2 protein-coding genes are annotated in these 2470 nt (G+C 63.4%); both read left to right on the forward strand.

Annotated features, from left to right (window positions below; translation table 11 throughout):
* Positions 1 to 113 precede the first annotated feature (113 nt).
* Positions 114 to 1682, forward strand: a complete 1569-nt coding sequence (gene istA / locus L632_RS0121140; protein ID WP_028717560.1) for an IS21 family transposase — start codon at positions 114 to 116, stop codon at positions 1680 to 1682.
* Positions 1612 to 2340: an IS21-like element ISPkr1 family helper ATPase IstB gene (gene istB, locus L632_RS0121145; protein WP_028717561.1), complete on the forward strand. Its 729-nt coding sequence runs from the start codon at positions 1612 to 1614 to the stop codon at positions 2338 to 2340. The genes istA and istB overlap by 71 nt, the downstream gene beginning before the upstream one ends.
* Positions 2341 to 2470: the final 130 nt, after the last annotated feature.

Consider the following 2470-nt stretch of genomic DNA (forward strand, 5'->3'; position numbering starts at 1 on the left):
TGTGAACCGGCGTGCAAAATTGACCCCGTAACGGGGTAATCGGCTTCCCAAAATGACCCCCCTTACGCTGATGGTCATGATGCCTCCGAGGCTATCGGGGGGCACAGTGTGGGATGCTGGTTGTGGAGACGATTGCGAAGATCCGCCGGGCGTATTTCCAGGACAAGAAGTCGATCAAGCATATCTGCCGAGAGCTGCGGGTATCGCGGAACACGGTTCGGAAGGTGATCCGGTCCGGCGCAACGGAGATGACTTACGAGCGAACCGTCCAACCGCAGCCGAAGATCGGTCCCTGGAAAGGCAAGCTCGACGAGATGCTGGCGGCGAATGCGCGCAAGCCGAAGCGCGAGCGGCTGACCCGCATCCGGATTTTCGAAGAGCTCAGGGCCCTCGGATATGACGGCGGCTACGACGCGGTCCGACGCTATGCGGCTTCGTGGTCGCAGGCGGAGCAGGAAGCGTCAGCCGCCGCCTATGTGCCACTGAGCTTCGATCCGGGTGAAGCCTACCAGTTCGACTGGAGTCACGAGGTCGTTCTGATCGACGGCGTGACCACCACGGTGAAGGTGGCTCACGTCCGGCTTTGTCATAGCCGGATGCTGTTCGTCCGGGCCTACCCGCGAGAGACGCAGGAAATGGTGTTCGATGCCCATGACAAGGCCTTTGCCTTCTTCGGCGGCGCCTGTGCGCGTGGGATCTACGACAACATGAAGACGGCGGTGGACACGATCTTCGTCGGCCGCGACCGCGCGTATAATCGCCGGTTCCAGCAGATGTGCGGACACTACCTTGTCGATCCCGTCGCCTGCACCCCCGCGTCCGGCTGGGAGAAGGGACAAGTAGAGAACCAGGTTGGCGTTGTCCGGCGGCGGTTCTTCGTGCCGCGGCCGCGCTTCAAGAGCTACGCGGAACTCAACGCCTGGCTTCAGGATCGCTGTATTGCCTGGGCCAAGGCCCATCCGCACCAGGAATTGCGTGATCGGACAATCTGGGACGTGTTCCAGGATGAGCGGGCGAGCCTGGTGCCCTACGTCGGCCCTTTCGACGGATTCCATGCCGTGCCGGCCTCGGTGTCCAAGACCTGCCTCGTTAGGTTCGACAAGAACCGCTACTCGGTCGATGGTCGCGCCGTCGGCCGTCCGGTCGAGATCCGCGCCTATGCCGAGCGGGTCGAGGTCTGGCAGGACGGCAAGATCGTCGGCCGGCACGACCGCGCCTTCGGGCGCGACAAGGCCATCTATGACCCGCTGCACTACATCCCGGTGCTGGCCCGCAAGCCCGGCGCCCTTCGAAACGGCGCTCCCTTCAAGGAATGGGAACTGCCGCCGGCGATACGACGCGTCCAGCGTAAGCTGGGGCGCGTGCCGAACGGTGACCGTCAGATGGTCCAGATCCTGAGCATGATCCCAACGGATGGACTGGAAGCCGTCGAGGCTGCCTGCGTCGAGGCCCTGACCGAAGGCGCCCCGGCGGCATCGGTCGTTCTGAACATCCTGGCCCGACATCGCGAGCCACCACCTCCGTTGACCATCGCCACGCCGGACGCGTTGCGCCTGACCTGCGAGCCCGTGGCCGACTGCAAACGCTACGACAGCCTCAGGAGACCCCGCCATGGAAAGATCACAGGTGCTGGACGCGATGGGCCAGTTGAAGCTCTACGGCATGAAGGCCGCCTACGATGAGATCATCGCCACGGCGGTGAAGCGACCGCACGAACCGCAGCAAATCGTGGGCGACCTGCTGAACGCCGAGATCAGCGAGAAACAAGCTCGCTCGATCAAATACCAGATGACCATCGCCAAGCTGCCCTTGGCCAAGGAAGTCGACGAGTTCAGCTTCGAAGACACGCCCGTAAACGAAACGCTGGTGCGCGATCTGGCCTCCGGAGAGTTCCTCGAGCATCAGCGTAACGTCGTCCTCATCGGCGGCACCGGGACCGGCAAATCCCACCTTGCCGTCAGCATCGCCCGGGCCTGCATCCGCCGTGGCAAGCGCGGCCGCTTCTTCAACGTCGTGGACCTGGTGAACAAGCTGGACGCCGAAGCCCGCGCCGACCGACAGGGACGCACTGCGGATCTCCTGTGCCGCCTCGACTTCCTGATCCTCGACGAGTTGGGATATCTGCCGTTCGCCCAGACGGGTGGCCAGCTCCTGTTCCACCTCATCAGTCGCCTTTACGAACGCACCTCGATCATCGTGACGACGAACCTCGACTTCGGCGAATGGCCGACCGTCTTCGGAGACGCGAAGATGACAACGGCGCTCCTCGACCGACTGACCCATCACTGTGACATCGTCGAGACCGGCAACGAGAGCTGGCGCTTCAAGACGCGGGAATGACCGAGACGCCGCTGGCCCGATCCGGTTGCGCTGTATGGAGGCTACACCGCATCGGGCCAGCTACCCGTGCTGACCAAGCGGGGGCATTATTGGGCGCCGAAAGGGGGTCAAAGTTGCGTGCCGATTGACA

The sequence above is a fragment of the Paracoccus sp. J39 genome, from assembly GCF_000518925.1.
GTDB lineage: Bacteria > Pseudomonadota > Alphaproteobacteria > Rhodobacterales > Rhodobacteraceae > Paracoccus.

Coding starts and splice junctions, on each gene's coding strand:
- istA (WP_028717560.1), top strand. CDS start 114: ATGCTGGTTGTGGAGACGATTGCGAAGATCCGCCGGGCGTATTTCCAG.
- istB (WP_028717561.1), top strand. CDS start 1,612: ATGGAAAGATCACAGGTGCTGGACGCGATGGGCCAGTTGAAGCTCTAC.